Genomic DNA, 19,815 nt, shown 5'->3' with positions numbered 1-19,815 from the left:
CTGTGTACCGGCTTCCACTGGGACTGTGTCAATTGATGGGAGTGGTTAAGATGGGGAGAGCGGTTGTGTGAGGAGGATGGGATGGTTGTTTTGATTGCGGGGGCTTCGCATACGGGGAAAACGGTTTTGGCACAGAGAATGTTGGAACGGTATGGGTATCCGTATTTGTCGATGGATCTGTTAAAGATGGGGCTGATCAGGAGCGGGAATACTGCTTTGACGCCAGTTGATGACGGGGAATTGGTGGGTTATCTGTGGCCGATTGTCAGGGAGATCATAAGGACTGCAATTGAGAATCATCAGAATCTTATTGTTGAGGGCTGTTATATTCCGTTTGACTGGAAGCGGGATTTTGATGATACATATTTGAGCGAGATACGGTATGTCTGCCTGGTTATGACGGAAGCGTATATCAGGGATCATTTTGACAGGATAATGAAATACGCGAATGTCATTGAGGAACGTCTGGATGACTCGGGGTGTACGATGGATTCTGTGCTTCGGGATAATCTGTATTTTTATGAGATGTGTGAGAAATATGATTGTGATCGTATTTTGATCGATGAGAATTACCGGGTGGATATACCGGAAAACTGGAGGTTAGAGATGGGAGGGAGAGATAAGTGGGAAGATTCGATGTGAAAAGTCTGGTGGCGGGAATGTAAGAGTTGTGGGTGTGATCCGGTAGAAAGCCTTAGGTGGAATGATATGAAAGTGGAAAAATGTGAAAAAAGTTCCTTTGTGGTAATCGGTAAAGAAGGCTCAACATTAGATGGAGAGGGCTTTATTCAAACGTTGTGGGATGATGCGAATTCTCATTTTGGAGAAGTTCAGCATATGGCTAAGAGGGATGAGACTGGAAATATCGTCGGAATCTGGGGAGCTATGTCTGATCTTTCCCGCTCGTTTATGCCCTGGGAGGGCTTTAAGAAGGGCCTTTATCTTGCGGGGGTAGAGTGCTGCGATGATGCAGAAGCCCCCGATGGCTGGGTGAAGTGGACCATTCCCGGTTATGAGTATATCTATGTAAAATGTGATTATGAAGAAACCTTTTCGGATACAATAAAATACCTGGAAGATCATCATATTTCTTTGGCGGGGGCAGTTCATGATTTTGTTTGCCCGCAGACAGGGGATAATTATATGTTTTTTCCGATCAGAAGGTTATAATTTATCAGTTGTGATCCAGTTATGATGGAGATATATACGTGGGGAAGAAACAAGAATCAGGAGGATATGAATGATCCGTATCAGGAATGAACAGGAGAAAGATTATAAACTGGTGGAGGAGATCACGAGAAAGGCGTTTTACAATCTCTATATCCCGGGTTGCGCCGAGCACTATCTGGTGCATGTGATGCGGTCCCATGAGGATTTTCTGCCGGAGCTGGATTTTGTGATCGAGGAGGACGGTCAGGTCATAGGGAATATTATGTACACCAAAGCCTGGCTGACTGACGGGCAGGGAGAGGAGCGGGAGATCTTAACGTTTGGCCCCCTGTCTGTTCTGCCGGGATATCAGCGGAAGGGATATGGAAAACAGTTGATCGAGCACTCCTTCCAAAAGGCGGCAGAGCTTGGTTATGATGTGGTCGTCATATTCGGCAATCCGGGGAATTATGTGAGCCGGGGGTTTGTGAGCTGTAAGAAATATAATGTTTGTATGGAAGACGGCAGTTTTCCGGCGGCTATGATGGTGAAAGCGCTGAGGGAAGGTGCATTAGACGGAAGAAAATGGTTCTACCGCGACAGTCCGGTGATGCAGATCGATGAAGCAGAAGCGCAGCGTTTTGATGAAGGGCTGGAAAAAATGGAGAAAAAGCATCAGCCGAGCCAGGAGGAGTTTTATATACTCAGCCAGTCGGTTTTGCGTTGACCTGTCTGAAGCAGTACAAATAATCTGATAGTAAATAAAAGAGACCTTAGAGCGTATAGCCCTTTGGTCTCTTTTGATAAGTCAGCTTTATTACTTTTTGGTGATCTTTAAAGCGTTGATCTCCTTTGCGCCTACGGAACCCTCGTACTGGATCTGAAGGGTCTGGCCTTCCTCATACTCGGTGAAATCAATATCGTCGGATACAAAAGTGAAGTAATCGCCGTTATCGGACTCCAGAACGATGTTCTCGCCCTCTTCACCAATCTGGGCTACTGTGCCGATAAATGCATTGATCTCAGCTTCCGGGGTCTTGTAGGAATCTTCCATAACGATCTTGAGTGCCATCGGCTCATCGTCCAGATCTCCAAGGTAAGTAACGGTCGCGTTCTTGTCTACAGTGATGCCGTCCTTTGCAACCACATAAGCGTTGGAGCGCATCATGCTGTACTGCTCGCCGTCCACCTCAAGGGTGATGGTGTTCGTAGTAGCGTCTGCGATCTTGCCTTCTACGGACGGATCGGTGTTCTGGCCGATAATGGAATCCAGAACCTCCACGGTAAAGGCGGGAACCGGATCAGCGGTGGTCTCAGCCTGGAAGCTGATCTCCAGCCAGTCGCCCTCGGAGAATGGGAATTCCTGAGTGATCTCGGCCTTGGAGATGTCGTACTTCTTCTCTGTCTGGTCCTCGTCGTTCTTGACGGTAAGGATATCGCCGTCGATGGCGGTGATCACACCGCTCATGTAATCTTCCTCGATCTCTTCCTCGGTGGTCTCCTCCGTAGTTGCTTCTGTGGTGGCCTCTGTAGTCGCTTCCGTGGTCGGAGCAGCGGTAGTGGCTGTATCAGCCTTCTTGGAACAGGCTGTGGCACCGATTGCCAGCGCCAGGATTGCGGTAACTAATAATGTCTTTTTCATAATTACAAATCTCCTCTGATGAAATTCTTTGATGTTACGACACAGTTGAGTTTACTACATCGGACAGAAAAATACTATTGATTTTTTATTAATTTTTGTTCAGAACCGTGAATTTTTGGTGAAATCACTTCAGGATAGGAAGAAAGTTATAGCAGCCATCAAATTTCCATATTTGACGGAACGGTAAAATCATACTATGATTAAATGAGAAAAATAGGGATACCAGATGGAAAAGGACGAGAGAGCCATGGACTTTACAGGATTGTTTGAAATGCAGGGAATGTTGTTTTCAGTGATGATACTGGGACTGATACTGAAACGGGCCGGTATCGTTGACGATCATGGGAAGTCTCTTCTAACGGACTTAGTCATCAATGTAACGTTGCCGGCAAGTATTTTAAAATCCTTTCAGATGGAGTTTAACAGCCAGATACTAAGGAGCTGTCTGGTCATTGGCGTGGTGGCGGTTCTGATCCAGATCGGCGCATATCTGCTTGGGATGGTCCTCTATCCGGGATTCCAGGACGACAGGAAAAAGGTCCTTCAGTATGCGACCATCTGTTCCAATGCAGGTATTCTGGGCAATCCCATTGCAGAGGGGATCTTCGGCGGCCTGGGACTTTTGTATGCGTCGATCTATGTGATCCCCCAGCGGGTGTTCATGTGGTCTGTGGGACTGACCTATTTTACGGAGGCGCCGGATACCAGGACGCTGGTGAAAAAGGTCCTGACCCATCCATGTATCCTTTCGGTGTTTTTGGGTTTCCTGATCATGGTCTTCCAGATCCCGCTGCCAGGTTTTTTGAGCCTTACAGTCAAAAATGTGGCGAACGCCAATACCTTTCTGGCGATGATGCTGGTGGGAACGATCCTGGCGGAGGTGCCTCTTAAGACCCTGCCGGAACGGGCGACCATCTATTATTCCTTTGTCCGGCTGTTTCTGATCCCATTCCTGGTGCTTTTAGGGTGCAGGATAGGGCAGGTGGATTCTCTGGTAACGGGTGTTTCCGTTGTGCTGTCCGGGATGCCGGCAGCCAGCGTTACGGCGGTCATGGCGGCGAAATATGGCAAAGATGAAGTGTTCGCAACCAAATGCGTGGTTTTAACGACCCTGCTCTCCATGGCAACGGTACCGGTGTGGTGCCTGTTTTTGGGGTAGGGATAAGAGGATAATTGGCAAAAGAGGGAGGTCGGGATGGAAAAACTGAAAAGGCTGCTTACCATATTCAAAACAATGTTTAAAATTGGGTTGTTTACATTTGGCGGAGGCTGGAGCATCATTGCCCAGATCCAGAATGAGTTTGTAGACCAGCGCGGCTGGATGACCGAGGAACAGCTTGTGGATTATATGTCTCTGGCAAAATCATTTCCGGGCATTATGATCATCAATATGTCCGTGTTCTGCGGTTATGCCATGGGCGGCGTGGCAGGCGCGGTCACGGCTGCGGTGGGCCTCTCCATGCCGGCACTGCTTGCGATCGCAGTTGTAACGTATTTCTATTCCACGCTCAGGAGCAATCTGTTTGTGGCAAGGATATTAAATGGTGTGCGCAGCGTGGTGATCCCGATCATCATAAGCTCCTCTCTGAAACTGAAAAAGACAGCCATGAAAGGACGCTCTGCATGGTGGATTCTGGCAGCGTCCTTCCTGGTCTGCGCATTGACGAATGTCAATAAGGCGCTGGTGATCGTTACTGCACTGGTAGCCGGACTGTTAATATGGAGAGGAGAGATACCGGATGATCTATCTTAATTTATTTTTGTCATTTATGAAGATTGGGTTCTGCAGGCTTTGGCGGAATGACGATGATCCCGGTCATCAATGACGAGGTGCTCCGGTTTGGCTGGATGACATCGGCAGAGGTCATGGATATTGTGGCGGTTGCAGAGATGACGCCGGGCTCCCTGGGGATCAACTGCGCCACATTTGTTGGTCTGAGGACGGCTGGGATTGCGGGAGCGCTCTCGGCAAGCCTGGGTGTTATGATGCCTTCCCTGACTCTGTCCATGGTTGCGGCGCATTTTATCCTGCGCATGAAAGGCAATAAGACACTGGAGAGCGCCATGCGGGGAGTACGGCCGGCAAGCCTTGGGATGCTGGTGGCGGCTGCGGTCACGCTTGGGATCACCACATTTCTTCCCACAGGAGGGCTTCAGGTATCCTGGAATATGGTGCTCATTGCGGTGATATGCGGATATCTTTTGATCAGGAAAAATCTGTCGATCCCAAAGACGATTCTGATCGCGGCGGTTCTGGGACTTCTGATCGGGTGATGCGAAACAGTTTCGTAATAGAAATTTAATATTTTTTTTACGTCATTGTCTCGAAAACGGATGTGTTTTATGGTATACTGAAAAACAGTCTATTTAAGGAGATTTATGATGGCAGAAGAAAAGGATTATATTCAGATACTGGACAAGGCGAGACGAAAGCGTAAAAAAACGCCTTACAGGAACTATATTATTCTGGGTGCGGTAGTTGCCGTACTCCTGGTTGTGGTGGTTGCACTTGGAAAAAATATCGGCAAGATGCCCGGAGTGAAGAATGGCGGACCGGCGGAGGCTGGCGCACAGGCTGCCTCTGCCGGTGAGGAAGGCGGACAGGCCATCCCGGAGGAGACGACCCTTTCCCCTGAGGAGGAGGCTGCAAGGCAGGAAGCCGCTGAGAAGCAGGCAGTTGTGGATTCCTATCAGAATCTTGGGCTGGTACAGGTGTCGGGGTATTTGAATGTCCGTGAATCCCCGGGTCCGGATGGGAAGATCATCGGTAAGCTCCAGGAAAACAGTGTTTGTGAGATCGTGGATACGGACGGCACGTGGGATCATATCACATCCGGCGGTATTGAAGGCTATATCAACAACCAGTATGTCCTGACTGGTGAGGAGGCGCGCCAGAAGGCTCTGGAATATGTAGGGAAGATGGCGGTCGTCAATACGGATAAGCTGAATATCCGCACGGCTCCGGAGCTGGATCCGGCGAATGTGGCGGGACAGGCCCTGATCCATGAGCGTTATCCTGTCATAGCGGAGACGGACGGCTGGATCCAGATCGAGGAAGGCTATATTTCCGCTGAATACGCGACGGTGCAGCTGGCGCTCAACGAGGCGCGGAAGCTGGACCTGCGCACCATGGCTCTGAACCAGTATGACAATCTGGTCATCTCCAAGGTCAGCGATTATTTGAACGTCCGCAAGGAGCCGAGCACTGAGGACCAGGCGAATATCATCGGCAAGTTCCCGAGCCGGGCAGCTGGGGAGATCCTGGAGACCTTAGACGGCTGGTACAAGATCAAGTCCGGCAATATCACCGGTTATATCACTGCTGACCCGCAGTATGTGGCGGTGGGGCAGGAGGCGCGGGACCTGGCGCTGGAGGCGGCGACTCTGATGGCAGTTGTCAATACAGACAAGCTGAATGTCCGCTCAGAGCCTTCCACCGACTCCAAGATCTGGACCCAGATCTCCAAGGAAGACCGTTATGCAGTTGTATCCCAGTTAGACGGCTGGGTACAGATCGAACTGGATACCGGCGACAGCGGCGAGGAGGAAGCTGCTGACAAGGCCTATATTTCCACTCGCGACAACAATGTGGAGGTGCGTTATGCGCTGACGGAGGCCATCAAGTTCTCTCCGCTTGAGGAGAAAGCGAACCAGCAGGCGTCCCTGCGCAACAAGGTGGTCAACTATGCCCTGCAGTTTGTGGGCAACCGCTATGTCTGGGGCGGCACGAACCCCAACACCGGAGCTGACTGTTCCGGCTTCGTACAGTATGTTCTGAGGAATGCTGCGGGTGTCAGCCTGCCGCGTACATCCAGAGAGCAGGCCAAGGCGGGACGCGCGATCAAGTCCAGTGAGATGCGGCCGGGAGATTTGATCTTCTATACCAATTCCGGCGGCGTGGTCAACCATGTGGCGATGTATATTGGCAACGGTCAGATCGTCCATGCGGCAAGCAGGAAGAGCGGAATCAAGATCTCGACCTGGAATTATCGGACGCCGAAGACCATACGAAGCTTTTTGGATTAAAACAATAATAAAGTAATTGCCCCCTGCAAACCATGTATGGAAACAGTTTGCAGGGGGCTTCTTTTTGCTCTCAATGCTGTATAAACGGCTTCTCTTCGTCTGTCAGCATCTTGATAAAATCCTTCATATATTTGGTCAGATACCGGTCCTTCCGGTGGCAGATATAGAAATTCCGGTTATTTTCAATGCCCAGGATGGGATAGGAAACGCATTGGGGCATCAGTTCCGGCGACATCTCAATGTAGTTCTGCGGGCAGATCATCACCGCGTCACAGGCGATGGCTACTCGCTTGCCAACCTCGATGCTCATGGTCTCCATCAGCACCTTTGGCTGGATATCCTTCTGGACGAACAGGCGGTCCTGGGTGGTGCGGACGCTGTGTCCAGGCTTGATGTTGACGAAGGTCTCGTTTCTTGCTTCTGTAATGTCGATGGGGGTCCCGGAAGGGATCCGTCTGGCAATATCTGAATTCTGGCTGGTCAGAAGCACCAGCTCTTCGTTCTCCACCAGTATGTACTCTAACTCCTCGTGCTTGGGATAGGTGGTCAGGCAGGCAAAATCCACTCCGCCTTCCAGTACCAATGCTTCCGTGGTAGCAGAACCGTGTTCCTGGACCTGGATATCCACAAAGGGGTATTTGTCCTTGAACTTCGGCAGGATATAGGGCAGTACCTGCATGGCGCGCTGTACCGGTATCCCCAGCTTGATCGTGCCGTGGTCCTCATGGTTGATCTCGTCAATCTCCTTTTGGAGATTGTTGTTGATGGTCAGGATCTGGCGTGCGGCTTCAATGTATTTTTCCCCGGCATAGGTCAGGGTGATGGGATCTGTGGAGCGGTTAAAAATAGGCGTTCCCAGATTGTTCTCCACCAGCTTGATCATCTGGCTTAAGGAGGGCTGGGATATGTACAGTTTCTTGGCTGCGGCGGTGATGCTTCCCTCCTGCAGGACTGTGAGCATGTATTGTGCATGTTTGATATTCAATAGAACACCTCCGATCATAGGAACCTTGTTATAAACAGCATAGGCATAATTATATTGGTCAGCCAACTAACGCTATGATACCATAATATTAGTGAAAATTCAACGAGATTAGCGGAAGGTGTACAGCGCAGGCTGTTATACTTGCACAATCTGGAGAAAGAAAAAGGAGGCAGTTGCGTATGAAAAATGCGGTTGGACGGGATATTCCGGACGAGATTTTGGAGTGTTACGGAAAAAGAGGATATGAGGGGGCTTATGTCCGGGATGGAGAAAATTACAGAAAGGCGGCGCCTGAAGTGAAGGGATATGTGGACCCGAAACGGAGCAAAATGGTCGGTTCTGTCCGGGAGGCGCTTTTAAAATGCGGCGTGCGGGACGGAATGGTCCTGTCCTTCCATCACCATTTCCGGGACGGGGATTATATCGTGAACATGGTGATGGAGGAAGTGGCTGCTTTGGGAGTAAAGGATATCACTATCTGCGCCAGTTCTCTTGGCGCGGCCCATGATCCGGTGGCGGCCCTGATCGAACAGGGCGTGGTGACCGGCATCCAGTCCTCCGGTGTCCGCGGAAAGATCGGTGAGGCGATCTCTTACGGAAAGCTCAAGACACCGGCCATCATCCGTTCCCATGGAGGCCGGGTGCGGGCCATTGAGGAGGGGGATGTACATATTGACATCGCATTTATCGGTGCGCCAACCTCAGATGAGTATGGGAACGCCAGAGGTGTCGGCGGAAAGAGCGACTGCGGGGTCCTGTCCTATTCTATGGTGGATGCAAAGTATGCCGACCAGGTGGTGGTGATCACGGACTGCCTGGTGCCTGCGCCCAATTTCCCGCCCAGCATTTCCATGGTGGACGTGGACTATGTGTGCGTGGTGGAGGAGATCGGGAATCCAGCGAAGATCGTCAGCAATGTGGTGCGTATGACAAAAGATGTGCGGGAGCTGAAAATGGCGGATTACTGCACCAGGATCATCGCCAGATCCCCCTACTTCAAGGACGGTTTTTCTTTTCAGACCGGTGCGGGCGGGGCGTCCCTGGCGGTAAACTCCATGCTGCGTCCGATCATGGAGGAGAAAGGGATCCATATGGGCTTTGCCATCGGGGGGATCACCAAACCCATCTGTGACCTTTTGGAGGCAGGTCTGGTGAGGAATATTGTGGATGCCCAGGATTTTGATCTCGGGGCCATTGAATCCATCAAGAAGAATCCAAATCACTATGAGATCTCCACGTCGGAATATGCCAACCCCATGAACAAGGGGGCGTTTGTGAACCAGCTGGATTTTGTCATCCTCGGGGCGTTGGAGGTGGATGTCGATTATAATGTGAACGTGGTGACCGGCTCGGACGGTATCGTGCGGGGAGCGCCGGGCGGCCACCCGGATACGTCCGCAGGGTCCAATTGTTCGATCATTGTGGCGCCGCTGGTAAGAGGCAGGATCCCCACTGTTTGCGATAAGGTGGTGACCGTAGTGACGCCGGGCGAGGCTGTGGATATTGTCGTGACCGACTATGGCATCGCCATCAATCCGCGCCGCCAGGATCTGATCGATGCCTATAAGGATTCAGATCTGCCGGTCATGACCATCGAGGAGCTGCGTGATATTGCCTATTCTATCGTTGGGACCCCGGAGGAGATCCAGTTTGACGACCAGGTAGTCGGAATCATTGAGAGCAGGGACGGTACGATCCTGGATGTGGTCCGGAAGATCAAACCATATTCATTTGGCTGACCAGGAAGTGCTGTTGTTGAAAATACTTATGAAATATATAGAGTATAAGTTATACCATATCAAAATAACCATAGGAAAAAAATTATAATTATCATAATAATATAAGTATTTGAACAATTGTATTTGAAGTGATACACTGAATTTAGTAAAAATGACGGGGACACAAAAGACCTGTCAGAAATACAACACATTTGTAAGGAGTATGGAGGAGGAAGAAAATGGAAGTTAAGAAAGCTGCTATGGCAGGTACCCTGGAATCAAGCGATGCCCAGATTACCGTTGAGCCGGGTAATGGTACGATTGAGCTTTCCATCGAGAGCAGCGTCATCCATCAGTTCGGTAAGCAGATCAGGGCGACTGTCCTTGAGACCTTAAACCGCCTGGATGTGAAGGACGCCAGAGTAACCGTGGTAGATAAGGGCGCGCTGGACTGCACGTTGAAAGCGCGTGTCGAGTGTGCGGTTTACCGTTCCAATGATATTACAGAAAATCTGCCGTGGGGAGGTGTGATCAAATGAGCCATCCAAACAAAAAAAGACTGAGACGTTCCATGATGTTCCTTAACTGCCAGAAGCCGGGCCTGATCAAGGATCCATATATCTACAGACCGGATTCCATTATGCTGGATTTAGAGGATGCGGTTGCAGAAAACCAGAAAGACGCTGCAAGATATTCCCTGTTCCATGCACTGCAGGAGATTGATTACCGCGGCGTAGAGCGGGTTGTCCGCATCAACGCGTTAGATACGCCCCACTGGAAAGAAGACATCCGTGTCTGCGTGGCAGGCGGGGCTGACACGATCCGTATCGCCAAGACCGAGTGTGCACAGGATGTACATACCGTAGAGGAGCATGTGCTGGCTGCAGAGAGAGAGTTTGGCAGACCGGAAGGCTCCACCCTTTTAATGGCGGCTCTGGAATCCTGTAAAGGCGTTTTGAATGCTCTTGAGGTCTGCCAGTCCTCCGAGCGTCTGATCGGCATTGCCTTAAGCGGTGGCGACTACACCAAAGACCTTCAGACCGTGATCACCGGAACCGGCGTGGAGCTGCAGGGCGCAAGACAGCAGATGATCATCGCCGCAAGAGCTGCAGGCGTGCAGTGCTGGGATACCGTATTCACCAATCTGGATGCCATGGATGTGTTTGAAGAAGAAGTGAAGATGATCAAGATGATGGGCTTCGACGGGAAATCCCTGGTGAACCCGCGTCAGATCGATATTGTCCACAAGATCTTCACCCCATCCCAGAAGGAGATCATTTTCGCTGAGAAAGTGGTTAAGGAGATCGATGAGAAGAAGGCGCAGGGCATCGGCGTATTTACCGTAGACGGCAAGATGATCGACATCGCATTCTACGACGGAGCACGGAGAACGATCGCTTTGGCAAAAGCATCAGGCGTATATGAGGGGGATCTGTAAAATGATTAATGCAGTAGGTAGAGAAATCCCGGAAGAGGTATTAAAGGCAACCGGCAAGGAAGCGTTTAAAGGCGCTTATGCCTATGACAATTATGAGTATACCAAGGCGGCTCCAAAGGCACATGCCATGATGGACCCGAACCGGAGCAAAATGGTGGAGAACATCCACGAGGCTCTTGTGAAATGTGAGATCAGGGACGGCATGACCATTTCTTTCCATCATCATTTCCGCGAGGGCGACTATGTGGTGAACATGGTTATGGAAGAGATCCACAAGATGGGCGTGAAGGACATTACCATCTGCGCCAGCTCCTTGGGAAAGGCCAACGACCCGATCGTACCGTACATTGAGGACGGCACCATCGTGGGCATCCAGTCCTCCGGTGTGCGCGGCAAGATCGGTGAGGCGATCTCCACCGGCAAGCTGAGAGACTTGGCGATCATGCGTTCCCACGGCGGGCGTGTGCGCGCGGTAGAGTCCGGAGAGGTGCATATCGACATCGCATTTATCGGCGCGCCGACCTGCGATGAGTACGGCAACCTGCGGGCCAACGGCGGCAAGAGCGACTGCGGCGTATTGTCCTACGCGATGGTAGACGCGCAGTATGCAGATAAGGTCGTGGCGATCACCGACTGCCTCGTTCCGTTCCCGAACATCCCGGCAAGCATTTCCATGACCAATGTGGATTATGTCTGCGTAGTAGACGAGATCGGCAACCCGGCTAAGATCGCAACCGGAGCTGCAAAGCCGACCACCGATGTCCGCAAGATCATGATGGCGGATTACTGCACCCAGTTTGTGATCAATACCCCATATTTTAAAGACGGCTTTTCCTATCAGACTGGTGTTGGCGGCGCGTCCATCGCGTCCACCATTTCCCTGGGAAAGATCATGGAAGAGAGAGGCATCAAGATGGGGCTGGGACTGGGCGGCATCACCACTCCGATGTGTGATCTGCTGGCGAAGGGCCTGATAGGTAAGATCGTAGATACCCAGGATTTTGATATGGGCGCGATCGAGTCCATCAAGAACAACCCGAACCACTATGAGATCTCTGCTTCCGAATATGCTGACCCGTTCAATAAGGGCGCTTACGTAAACAAGCTGGACTTCGTGATCCTGGCTTCCCTGGAAGTGGATGTGAACTTCAACTGCAACGTGGTGGTAGGCTCCGACGGCATGATCACCGGCGCACAGGGCGGACATCCGGATACGGCGGCAGGCGCAAAGTGCACGATCGTCATTGCGCCGCTGTTACAGGGCAGGATTCCTGCGATCTGCACTAACGTAACGACCGTGACCACCCCGGGTGAGACCGTGGATGTGGTAATCACCGATTATGGTATCGCCATCAACCCGAAGCGCCAGGATCTGATCGAGTGCATGAAGGATGTGAAGCTTCCGTTCTGCACCATTGAGGAACTGCGCGACAAGGCATATTCCATCGTGGGAGAGCCGGATCCGGTACAGTTTGGCGACCGGGTGGTCGGTATTATTGAGAGCCGCGACGGCACCGTGCTGGATGTGGTACGCGAGATTAAGGATTACGAGTTTAATAACTAACTGATACGATATTTGCCCGGCGCCGGGAATCGCCGGGTTAATATACAAGAAAAGGGGGAAGATACCCCCAACCTAATAACTTACATATGGAGGTATCAAATTATGGCAGAACAAAAAGGATTTAGCTTGAAGACATTTGGCATGCCCTGGTGGCTTGCCGGCGCAATCGCACTGATCGCGATTGCAGGCGCTATGACCGGATCTCTTTCCACGGATCTGGCAGGAAGTTTTGTACTGATGTTATCCATCGGTCTGATCTGCAACGAGATCGGCGAACGTATCCCGTTCTGGAACAGCTATATCGGCGGCGGTCTGGTACTGACCTTCCTGGTATCAGCGTTTTTATTCACCTATGGCCTGATTCCGCAGAAATATGCGGACGGCATGATCATGATCATGGATGATGCGGATTTCCTTTCCTTCTTCATCATTTTCCTGATCACCGGTTCTATCCTGGCCCTGGACAGAAAGCTTCTGATCCGTTCCTTCGCAGGCTACATTCCGGCTATCTTCGGCGGTCTGCTTGGTGCAGGTGTCCTGGGTATCGCTGCAGGCTTCATCTTCGGCGTAAGCCCGGTTGACATTCTTCTGAAATACGTTTGTCCGGTTATGGGCGGCGGTAACGGCGCAGGCGCAGTTCCGTTAAGCCAGATTTACGAGACGGTTACCGGTGACAAGGCAGCGAACTACTATTCCTTTGCTATCACCATCCTGACCATCGCAAACATTTTCGCGATCCTGACTGCAGCGATCTTAAGAAAGATCGGTGAGAAGAAGACTTCCTGGACCGGTAACGGCAGTGAACTGATCCGTGAGGGCGGTGATTTTGCAACCGAGGACAAGAAAGTAAGCGTAAGCATGAAGGACCTGGGCGCAGCATTCTTCCTGGCAATCGGTTTCTACGCACTGGGCAGACTTTTTGCAAAGGCAATCCTGCCGACCATCTTTGGTACCGCGATCCATCAGTTTGCATACATGATCATCTTTGTAGCGCTGGTAGCAGCACTGGGCATCGTGCCGGATAACATCCGCGCAGCAGCAAAGAAACTGCAGTCCTTCTTCACCGCAAACCTGATCCTGATCATCATGGTTGGCGTAGGCGTTGACACCAACATCATCGAGCTGGCTAAGGCTATCACCCCGGCTAACGTTGTGATCGCTCTGGCTATCGTAGTGGGCGCTATCATCGGCTCCGCGCTGGTTGGTTACCTGGTAGGCTTCTATCCGATCGATTCCGCAATCACCGCTGGTCTGTGTATGGCAAACCGCGGCGGTTCCGGCGACCTGGCAGTACTTGGCGCTTCCAACCGTATGGGCCTGATCGCATACGCACAGTTGTCCTCCCGTCTGGGCGGCGGTATCGTGCTGATCCTTGCGAGCGTGCTGTTCGGAGCGTTCCTGAAGTAATTTTAAGTGTTTACCAGAAGTTGTTACGATCTATCTATCCCCGGTCCATGTGGCCGGGGTTTTTAATTCACTGAATTCGTTAATGTCTTTGTTTCACTGAACTCCCTCCCTAGAAAAACGAATGTATGTTCGATTTTTTTGTTGCACAATCCTCAATGATGTGGTATTATATAAAAAGAACACATGTTCTGCAAACGTGATGTGGTTTTGCATTAGGACTGATTCGGAGGAAACTGGCATGTTGATACAGGAAGCGATGGAGATACAGGAGAAGCTCAGGATACTGTCTGATGCAGCCAAGTATGATGTGGCATGCACCAGCAGCGGAGTCAAGCGCAGCGGAGATAAAAAGGGGTTGGGGAACGCTCATTTGAGCGGTATCTGTCACAGCTTTTCTGCTGACGGAAGATGCATATCCCTGCTGAAGATCCTGTTTACAAACCAGTGTATTTACGATTGTAAGTACTGCATCAACCGCAGGTCTAATGATGTAGTACGGACTGCGTTTACGCCGGATGAGGTATGCACACTGACCATGGAGTTCTATCGCAGGAATTATATCGAGGGCCTTTTTTTAAGCTCCGGTATCCTGCATTCTCCGGACTATACGATGAATCTGATCTACCAGACCCTTTACCGCCTTCGGAATGAATGTCATTTTAACGGATACATCCACGTGAAAGCCATTCCTGGAGCTGATCCCGAGCTGGTGGAGCGGGTCGGCTTCCTGGCTGACCGGATGAGTGTGAATCTTGAACTGCCTACTGCAGAGGGCCTGCGCACTCTGGCTCCAGGAAAGACACGGGAGAAGATCCTTTCTCCCATGCGCCAGGTGCAGCGCGGAATCGCAGCTCAGAACGGCAGATATTTAGAGACCAGAGCATCAGGTCGTACCAGGGAGATCGGTATGGCCAATTCCCTTGCTCATCCGGGCCGGAATGTGTGGTCACCCCGGGGAGGGGCGGGAGCGCGGAATTTTGTGCCGGCAGGGCAGAGTACCCAGATAATCGTGGGAGCTACACCGGAGAGTGATTATCAGATGATCCGTGTGGCTGAGGCTCTGTACCAGAACTACGATTTAAAACGCGTATTCTATTCAGCTTTTGTGCGTGTGAATGATGACAGCCTGCTTCCGGCGATTCCCGGAGGACCGCCGCTTTTGCGGGAACACAGGCTGTATCAGGCGGACTGGCTGCCTGCGGTTTTACGGATTTCAGGCAGAGGAGCTTTTGTCGGAGAGCCGTCCGAACTTCAATATACTTTTAGACCCCAAGTGTGATTGGGCGCTGCGTCACCTGGAGCAGTTCCCGGTGGAGATCAACAGGGCTGATTATGCAACCCTGCTTCGGGTACCGGGGCTGGGAGTCAAGTCGGCACGCCGGATCGTGGCGGCCCGGCGCAGTGCAGTTTTAGGTTTTACAGACTTAAAGAAGCTGGGGGTGGTGCTAAAGCGCGCCATGTATTTTATCACCTGTTCGGGGAGGACCATGTATCCGCTCCGGCTTGACGAGAACTATATTACCAGCCAGCTTGTGGGCGCAGAGCATAAAAAGAACTGGGAGATCGAGAATCATGACAGTTTCCGCCAGCTGAGCCTGTTTGATGATTACCGGGTGACAGCTCCGGTCACGGCGGACGATACGTTGTCGGTACTGACCGGGACATTGTAAGGGCATTAAAGGGAGGTATGGAGGTATGACCGTATTCGTGTGCGGGGAGGAAGTGGATGATATCTGGTGCGGGATCTATGATGCGTGGATGAGCCGCCTCGGACATGCCAATGTGAGGCTGGAGCCATCCGGATGTGACCGGGAGCTGTTCTGCGAATACCGGGATGTGGAGCGGGATCCCCAGAAGGCTGCGAAGGTTGTAGAGAGCATCTGCAGCAAGCTGAATGAGGATATTTATGAAGTGGTTTACAAGGCGGCCCTTTCCCAGGACCGATATCGCTGTGACAGGATATACCGGTTCCTGATCTATGCCTTTGCCCTGGGGCCGGGAGTCGTTGATATGCTGCAGCTTCCGGCAGTTTATGAAGTGTTTTCCATGAACCGCCATATCCGGGGAGAGTTGGACCATATGCTGGGATTTACACGGTTTTCCCAGATGAAGGAGGGGATTCTCCTCAGCAGGATAGGTCCGAAGAACGACTTGACAGTCCTGCTTGCCGCACACTTTGCAGACCGTATGCCGCAGGAGAACTGGATACTCTATGACTGCAACCGGAAAAAGCTGCGGTACATCAGGCAGGGGGCGGATGGGTCATGGTGAAGACGGACTCTGCCGTGTGGCAGGAGCGTCTGGAGCAGGAGACTGATGAAGCGGTATTTGAGGAGCTGTGGAAGACGTTTCACAGGACGATCGCGATCAAGGAGAGGGAGAATCCGCGCTGCCAGAGGAATATGCTGCCGCTGCGGTTCCGGAAATATATGACAGAGATGCGGTAAATGGTAAGAAAATCTTTAGCTTTATGATATGGTTTCTGTGATATGATAGATGTAATGATCCCAATGATCTACAGCAGGCTTTACAGACAGCCGACAGGAGGTATGGATGAAACTACTTTTTAAACAGCGTATTTTTTCCTGGCTTGACAGCTACGATATCTATGATGAATACGGCAATACCGTATTCACAGTGGAGGGTAAGCTGAGCTGGGGCCACAGGCTTCATATCCTGGACAGCCATGGCGTACATATTGCAACCGTGAAAGAGGAGGTCCTGACATTTCTGCCGAGGTTTGCACTGTATATGGGAGAACGCCAGGTTGGATGCATTGAGAAAAGGCTGACATTTTTCAAGCCATCCTATGTGATCGATTTCAACGGGTGGCGCATAGACGGCAATTTCTTTGAGTGGGATTACACGATCCTGGATGCATCCGGAGCGGTTGTCGCGGTGATCGGCAAGGAGCTGTTCCATATGACAGACACCTATACCATTGATATTGCCAGAGAGCAGGATGCGATTTATGCACTTATGGTGACATTGGCGATCGATGCAGAAAAGTGTTCAAGGAATTAGGGGATATATGGCAAGAAGATTTTTTGAAAATCCTCTTGCCAGTTTCATCAATAAACGTTATAGTATCATTATCTTTTCTCTTTAAGGTTCAGGAAGCATCTTACGTACATTCGTACAGGAGTCCAAGACAGAGAAGATGATCAGGCAGCACAGGAAAGCATAGGTGGAAAGGGAGCGATTTATGGTGCTCCAGAAAGGAGTGTTAGCGGTGTTTGGGAAAGTTTATAGTGGAGGACTGCAGGGTATCGAGGGGTACGTGGTGCAGGTAGAGGCGGACGTCAGCGACGGACTGCCAGGTTTTCATATGGTGGGATACCTTTCTTCAGAGGTGCGTGAGGCGGAGGAACGGGTCAGGACTGCCATAAAGAATTCGGGTTTCCGGCTTCCGGCAAAAAAGGTGACGGTGAACTTATCGCCGGCCAATGTCAGAAAAGAAGGGACGGCCTGCGACCTGTCTGTGGCAGTGGCAGTGCTGGTAGCCCACGGGATTGTTCCGCCGGAGGCTCTGCGTGGCTCGGCATTTTTAGGCGAGCTGGGTCTGGATGGCAGTGTGAAACCGGTACGAGGTGTTCTCTCCATGGTGATGGCCATGGAGGAAGCCGGTATTGTAAGATGTTTCCTGCCGGAGGAGAATGTAAGGGAAGGACTGGCTGTGGAGGAGGTTGAGATTGTGAGGCTTTGTAGCCTTAAGGAGCTTGTGGGACTTTTGAACAATGAAAGACACATACAGCGGGAACGTCTCTATGGACAGGAGGAAAAGAACACGGAATATATGGTGGATTTCAGTGAGGTAAATGGGCAGAAGCTGATCCGCAGGGCCACAGAGGTGGCTGTAGCTGGCCGTCACAACATCCTGTACATTGGACCCCCGGGAAGCGGAAAGAGTATGATCGCGCAAAGGATACCCACGATCATGCCGGAGCTTTCCAGGGAGGAACAGCTTGAGGTATCCAAGGTATACAGTATCTGCGGTATGCTTCCGGAGGGCAGGGCGCTTTTGACATCACGCCCGTTCCGGTCGCCGCACCACACCATCAGTATTCAGGCGCTGACCGGTGGAGGGCGGGTACCCAGGCCTGGGGAGATATCCTTGGCCTCCACGGGGGTTTTGTTCCTGGATGAATTGTCGGAGTTTCAGAAAAGGACGCTGGAAACCCTGCGCCAGCCATTGGAAGAGCAGAAGATCACAGTATCAAGGGCCAGGGGCAGTTTCGATTTTCCTGCGCAGTTTATGCTGGCAGCGGCTACCAATCCCTGCCCCTGCGGTTTTTACCCGGACAGGAGCCGGTGCTCCTGCACGGATATGCAGGTACGGCGGTATCTGGGAAAGATATCGCGCCCGCTGCTGGACCGGATTGATATCTGTGTGGAGGCGGCTCCGATCTCCTACCAGGATATCCGGCAGGACGGAGAAAATGAATCCTCCGCTGTCATTCGCGGGCGTATAGAACAGGCGCGGCTGATCCAGCAGGCGCGGTTTCAGGAGGAAGGAAGCCAGAATGAAGGGAGCTATTTTAACAGTCGGATGAAGAATCGGGAGATCCGTAAATACTGCCAGCTGAAGCCGGAGGACGAAGCGTTTTTTCAGGAAGTGTTTACGCGGATGCGGATGAGTGCCAGAGGGTGCCATAAGATCCTCAAGGTGGCAAGAACGATTGCGGATCTGGCGGGCGAGGACAGGATCAGACGGGAACATTTGAGCGAAGCGGTCAGTTACCGTTCTCTGGAAGAGAAATATTGGGGAAAGGAAGCATAGAATATGGGTGAGAGGGAATATTTGTACTGGCTGTGCCAGATTCCGTCGTTGGGAGCAGTTTCTATAAGAAAGCTGGGAGCATATTTCGGCTCCTTTGAATCAGTATTCTTTAATATAGAAGAAAGCCGGTTAAAGTCATGTGATATTTTAAACCAAAGGCAGATTGAGGAAATTCTGGGCTGGAAGTCACAGTTTCCGTTTTGCATGGAGAGCCTTACGAAGCTTCCGGAAAAAGGCATCCGCTTCCTGACGCCTTTAGATGAAGATTATCCGCTAAAGCTGAAGGAGATCTATGATTATCCAATGGGTATTTATGTGCGTGGGAATCTTCCGGAAGGCTCCAGGCCATCGGTAGCAGTGGTGGGGGCAAGAGGGTGTTCCGCCTATGGAGAACAGCTTGCCTGTGAATTTGCACGCGCTCTGGCGTCGGAAGGAGTCCAGATCATCAGCGGCCTGGCGCTGGGCATTGACGGGGCGGCCCATAGAGGCGCTCTGAAGGCAGGAGGCGGCACCTGCGGCGTTTTAGGCTGCGGGGTGAACATCTGTTACCCTTCTGCCAATTACGGCCTTTATGAGGCAATGATCGTGCGAGGCGGCGTGCTCTCAGAATTCCCTTTGGATACGAATCCCAGGCCGATGTATTTTCCCATGCGGAACCGGATCATCAGCGGATTGTCTGATGCGGTGCTGGTGGTGGAGGCCAAAGAAAAAAGCGGTTCCCTCATCACTGCGGAGCTTGCCCTGGAACAGGGGCGTGAGGTATTTGCAGTCCCGGGACGCATCACAGATCATCTGAGCAGGGGATGCAACCGCCTGATCGAACAGGGGGCGCATATGGCAATTTCGCCCAACGATATTCTGGATTATATAGGTATAAAGTGCAAAAAAGAGTTATATGTTCATGAAAAAAATATAAATGGACTTGCAAATAAAGAAAAAATGGTGTATAGTTGCTTGGATTTCAAACCGAAACATTTAGAGGAAATAATTTCCGAAACCGGCATTGGGGTCAGCGAATGTATGGGGATCTTGCTGGAACTGGAGCTGGGGGGATATGTGTTCCGGTCGGCAAATCACTATTACGGAAAAAAACTTTGACATATAGG

The 19,815-nt window shown here is 51.3% G+C and carries 19 protein-coding genes and 1 pseudogene; 18 read left to right on the top strand and 2 right to left on the bottom strand.

Annotation, left to right across the window (positions count from 1 at the left end):
- Positions 1-81: 81 nt before the first annotated feature.
- The 3 genes from AB1I67_RS15810 (at position 82) to AB1I67_RS15800 (ending at position 1,876) form a co-directional block, all read left to right on the top strand.
- Entirely contained in the window at positions 82-642 is a 561-nt protein-coding gene (locus AB1I67_RS15810) for an adenylate kinase (RefSeq protein WP_367030850.1), read from the top strand.
- A gap of 66 nt (positions 643-708) precedes the next feature.
- Positions 709-1,170, top strand: a complete 462-nt coding sequence (locus AB1I67_RS15805; RefSeq protein WP_367030849.1) for a GyrI-like domain-containing protein — start codon at positions 709-711, stop codon at positions 1,168-1,170.
- A 70-nt stretch (positions 1,171-1,240) separates the two neighbouring features.
- Positions 1,241-1,876, top strand: coding sequence for an N-acetyltransferase (locus AB1I67_RS15800; RefSeq protein WP_367030848.1), 636 nt, complete (start codon positions 1,241-1,243; stop codon positions 1,874-1,876).
- A 90-nt stretch (positions 1,877-1,966) separates the two neighbouring features.
- On the opposite strand, the gene AB1I67_RS15795 is transcribed toward AB1I67_RS15800, so the two are convergent.
- Complete coding sequence (locus tag AB1I67_RS15795; protein ID WP_367030847.1) at positions 1,967-2,791, bottom strand: hypothetical protein; 825 nt, start codon at positions 2,789-2,791, stop codon at positions 1,967-1,969.
- 247 nt (positions 2,792-3,038) lie between these two features.
- On the opposite strand from AB1I67_RS15795, the gene AB1I67_RS15790 reads away from it, so the two are divergent.
- The 4 genes from AB1I67_RS15790 to AB1I67_RS15775 all read left to right on the top strand — a co-directional run bounded on the left by AB1I67_RS15790 (position 3,039) and on the right by AB1I67_RS15775 (position 6,817).
- Complete coding sequence (locus AB1I67_RS15790) at positions 3,039-3,950, top strand: AEC family transporter (protein WP_367030846.1); 912 nt, start codon at positions 3,039-3,041, stop codon at positions 3,948-3,950.
- Between the two features lie 36 nt (positions 3,951-3,986).
- Positions 3,987-4,544 carry a chromate transporter gene (locus AB1I67_RS15785; protein WP_367030844.1) on the top strand — a complete coding sequence of 186 codons (558 nt, stop codon included), beginning with the start codon at positions 3,987-3,989 and terminating at the stop codon, positions 4,542-4,544.
- 47 nt (positions 4,545-4,591) lie between these two features.
- On the top strand, positions 4,592-5,065 hold the full coding sequence (locus tag AB1I67_RS15780; RefSeq protein ID WP_367030842.1) for a chromate transporter: 474 nt from the start codon (positions 4,592-4,594) through the stop codon (positions 5,063-5,065).
- Positions 5,066-5,170: 105 nt separating this feature from the next.
- On the top strand, positions 5,171-6,817 hold the full coding sequence (locus AB1I67_RS15775; protein ID WP_367030841.1) for an SH3 domain-containing protein: 1,647 nt from the start codon (positions 5,171-5,173) through the stop codon (positions 6,815-6,817).
- A gap of 70 nt (positions 6,818-6,887) precedes the next feature.
- Here AB1I67_RS15775 and AB1I67_RS15770 read toward each other — a convergent pair whose 3' ends face one another.
- Positions 6,888-7,802 carry a LysR family transcriptional regulator gene (locus tag AB1I67_RS15770; protein ID WP_367030840.1) on the bottom strand — a complete coding sequence of 305 codons (915 nt, stop codon included), beginning with the start codon at positions 7,800-7,802 and terminating at the stop codon, positions 6,888-6,890.
- Between the two features lie 179 nt (positions 7,803-7,981).
- Between AB1I67_RS15770 and citF (AB1I67_RS15765) the strand changes: the two genes are divergently transcribed.
- The 11 genes and pseudogenes from citF (AB1I67_RS15765) (at position 7,982) to dprA (ending at position 19,807) form a co-directional block, all read left to right on the top strand.
- Complete coding sequence (gene citF / locus AB1I67_RS15765) at positions 7,982-9,541, top strand: citrate lyase subunit alpha (RefSeq protein ID WP_367030839.1); 1,560 nt, start codon at positions 7,982-7,984, stop codon at positions 9,539-9,541.
- Positions 9,542-9,759: 218 nt separating this feature from the next.
- On the top strand, positions 9,760-10,059 hold the full coding sequence (citD, locus tag AB1I67_RS15760) for a citrate lyase acyl carrier protein (protein WP_367030838.1): 300 nt from the start codon (positions 9,760-9,762) through the stop codon (positions 10,057-10,059).
- Complete coding sequence (locus AB1I67_RS15755) at positions 10,056-10,958, top strand: aldolase/citrate lyase family protein (protein ID WP_367030837.1); 903 nt, start codon at positions 10,056-10,058, stop codon at positions 10,956-10,958. Before citD ends, AB1I67_RS15755 begins: the two co-directional genes overlap by 4 nt.
- A 1-nt stretch (position 10,959) precedes the next feature.
- Positions 10,960-12,522 (top strand): citrate lyase subunit alpha, encoded by a 1,563-nt coding sequence (gene citF, locus AB1I67_RS15750; RefSeq protein WP_367030836.1) that lies wholly within the window; start codon positions 10,960-10,962, stop codon positions 12,520-12,522.
- A 102-nt stretch (positions 12,523-12,624) separates the two neighbouring features.
- A complete protein-coding gene (locus AB1I67_RS15745) occupies positions 12,625-13,929 on the top strand; it encodes a 2-hydroxycarboxylate transporter family protein (RefSeq protein ID WP_367030834.1) in 1,305 nt (434 codons plus the stop codon).
- 256 nt (positions 13,930-14,185) lie between these two features.
- Positions 14,186-15,599, top strand: a pseudogene (locus tag AB1I67_RS15740) (putative DNA modification/repair radical SAM protein).
- A gap of 25 nt (positions 15,600-15,624) precedes the next feature.
- Positions 15,625-16,200: a TIGR03915 family putative DNA repair protein gene (locus tag AB1I67_RS15735; RefSeq protein ID WP_367030833.1), complete on the top strand. Its 576-nt coding sequence runs from the start codon at positions 15,625-15,627 to the stop codon at positions 16,198-16,200.
- On the top strand, positions 16,194-16,376 hold the full coding sequence (locus tag AB1I67_RS15730) for a DUF4130 domain-containing protein (protein WP_367030831.1): 183 nt from the start codon (positions 16,194-16,196) through the stop codon (positions 16,374-16,376). Before AB1I67_RS15735 ends, AB1I67_RS15730 begins: the two co-directional genes overlap by 7 nt.
- A gap of 106 nt (positions 16,377-16,482) precedes the next feature.
- Positions 16,483-16,953 (top strand): LURP-one-related family protein, encoded by a 471-nt coding sequence (locus AB1I67_RS15725; RefSeq protein ID WP_367030830.1) that lies wholly within the window; start codon positions 16,483-16,485, stop codon positions 16,951-16,953.
- A gap of 163 nt (positions 16,954-17,116) precedes the next feature.
- A complete protein-coding gene (locus AB1I67_RS15720; RefSeq protein WP_367030829.1) occupies positions 17,117-18,709 on the top strand; it encodes a YifB family Mg chelatase-like AAA ATPase in 1,593 nt (530 codons plus the stop codon).
- Between the two features lie 3 nt (positions 18,710-18,712).
- Positions 18,713-19,807 carry a DNA-processing protein DprA gene (gene dprA / locus AB1I67_RS15715; RefSeq protein ID WP_367030827.1) on the top strand — a complete coding sequence of 365 codons (1,095 nt, stop codon included), beginning with the start codon at positions 18,713-18,715 and terminating at the stop codon, positions 19,805-19,807.
- The last annotated feature ends 8 nt before the right edge of the window (positions 19,808-19,815 follow it).

This window comes from Clostridium sp. AN503 (genome assembly GCF_040719375.1).
In the GTDB taxonomy this organism is placed as follows: domain Bacteria; phylum Bacillota; class Clostridia; order Lachnospirales; family Lachnospiraceae; genus Brotaphodocola.
The sequence above is the reverse complement of the archived record's forward strand: the minus strand, read 5'-3'. Positions and strand labels throughout refer to the sequence as shown.

Bases quoted from the DNA above. Each gene is read 5' to 3' on its own strand.
- dprA (WP_367030827.1), top strand. From the start codon at position 18,713: ATGGGTGAGAGGGAATATTTGTACTGGCTGTGCCAGATTCCGTCGTTG.
- AB1I67_RS15730 (WP_367030831.1), top strand. From the start codon at position 16,194: ATGGTGAAGACGGACTCTGCCGTGTGGCAGGAGCGTCTGGAGCAGGAG.
- AB1I67_RS15795 (WP_367030847.1), bottom strand. From the start codon at position 2,791: ATGAAAAAGACATTATTAGTTACCGCAATCCTGGCGCTGGCAATCGGT.
- citF (WP_367030836.1), top strand. From the start codon at position 10,960: ATGATTAATGCAGTAGGTAGAGAAATCCCGGAAGAGGTATTAAAGGCA.
- AB1I67_RS15785 (WP_367030844.1), top strand. From the start codon at position 3,987: ATGGAAAAACTGAAAAGGCTGCTTACCATATTCAAAACAATGTTTAAA.
- AB1I67_RS15735 (WP_367030833.1), top strand. From the start codon at position 15,625: ATGACCGTATTCGTGTGCGGGGAGGAAGTGGATGATATCTGGTGCGGG.
- AB1I67_RS15805 (WP_367030849.1), top strand. From the start codon at position 709: ATGAAAGTGGAAAAATGTGAAAAAAGTTCCTTTGTGGTAATCGGTAAA.
- AB1I67_RS15755 (WP_367030837.1), top strand. From the start codon at position 10,056: ATGAGCCATCCAAACAAAAAAAGACTGAGACGTTCCATGATGTTCCTT.
- AB1I67_RS15810 (WP_367030850.1), top strand. From the start codon at position 82: ATGGTTGTTTTGATTGCGGGGGCTTCGCATACGGGGAAAACGGTTTTG.
- AB1I67_RS15775 (WP_367030841.1), top strand. From the start codon at position 5,171: ATGATGGCAGAAGAAAAGGATTATATTCAGATACTGGACAAGGCGAGA.
- AB1I67_RS15780 (WP_367030842.1), top strand. From the start codon at position 4,592: ATGACGATGATCCCGGTCATCAATGACGAGGTGCTCCGGTTTGGCTGG.
- AB1I67_RS15800 (WP_367030848.1), top strand. From the start codon at position 1,241: ATGATCCGTATCAGGAATGAACAGGAGAAAGATTATAAACTGGTGGAG.
- citF (WP_367030839.1), top strand. From the start codon at position 7,982: ATGAAAAATGCGGTTGGACGGGATATTCCGGACGAGATTTTGGAGTGT.
- citD (WP_367030838.1), top strand. From the start codon at position 9,760: ATGGAAGTTAAGAAAGCTGCTATGGCAGGTACCCTGGAATCAAGCGAT.
- AB1I67_RS15790 (WP_367030846.1), top strand. From the start codon at position 3,039: ATGGACTTTACAGGATTGTTTGAAATGCAGGGAATGTTGTTTTCAGTG.
- AB1I67_RS15725 (WP_367030830.1), top strand. From the start codon at position 16,483: ATGAAACTACTTTTTAAACAGCGTATTTTTTCCTGGCTTGACAGCTAC.
- AB1I67_RS15745 (WP_367030834.1), top strand. From the start codon at position 12,625: ATGGCAGAACAAAAAGGATTTAGCTTGAAGACATTTGGCATGCCCTGG.